Origin of the sequence: Corynebacterium tuberculostearicum (assembly GCF_030229345.1) — a bacterium.
In the GTDB taxonomy this organism is placed as follows: domain Bacteria; phylum Actinomycetota; class Actinomycetes; order Mycobacteriales; family Mycobacteriaceae; genus Corynebacterium; species Corynebacterium tuberculostearicum_G.
In genome coordinates this window covers 1-482 of record NZ_JASPGP010000030.1, presented here as the reverse complement: position 1 = coordinate 482, position 482 = coordinate 1, and the positions used below count along the sequence as shown (strand labels likewise).

General features: G+C 52.5%; 1 protein-coding gene. It reads right to left on the bottom strand.

The window, feature by feature from the left end; translation table 11 throughout:
• Positions 1 to 482, bottom strand: a 482-nt coding sequence (locus QP884_RS11235) for an IS30 family transposase (protein ID WP_284822065.1), incomplete at both ends; no start/stop codon positions are given.

Genomic DNA, 482 nt, shown 5'->3' with positions numbered 1-482 from the left:
TTGAGTTGCATGGCGACGAATTCTAGGTCCGCTGCACTATGGACGCTTAGGTCTGTTCCTTTAGGGAAGTACTGCCTTAGTAGTCCATTGGTGTTTTCATTGGTGCCTCGCTGCCACGGCGAGCCAGGATCGCAAAAGAACACGGGACAGTTTGTCGCTACAGAAAAGGCCTTATGGCAGGCCATTTCACTTCCCTGATCCCAGGTAAGTGATCCTTTGAGATGATCTGGCAAGGTAGCAATCGCTTTAGTAAGTGCTGCATTTACTTCGGTAGCACTATGCCCATTAGGTAAATGCAGCAAGATGACATAGCGCGTGGTTCGTTCTACGAGAGTCCCAATTGCAGACTTATTGCCCGCGCCTAGAATGAGGTCGCCTTCCCAATGACCTGGTACGGCTCGGTCGTCTACTTCTGCTGGCCGGTCGGAAATCATCACCATAGGGTCAACAAACCGCCTGCGGGCACTGCGCGTGCCACGAGG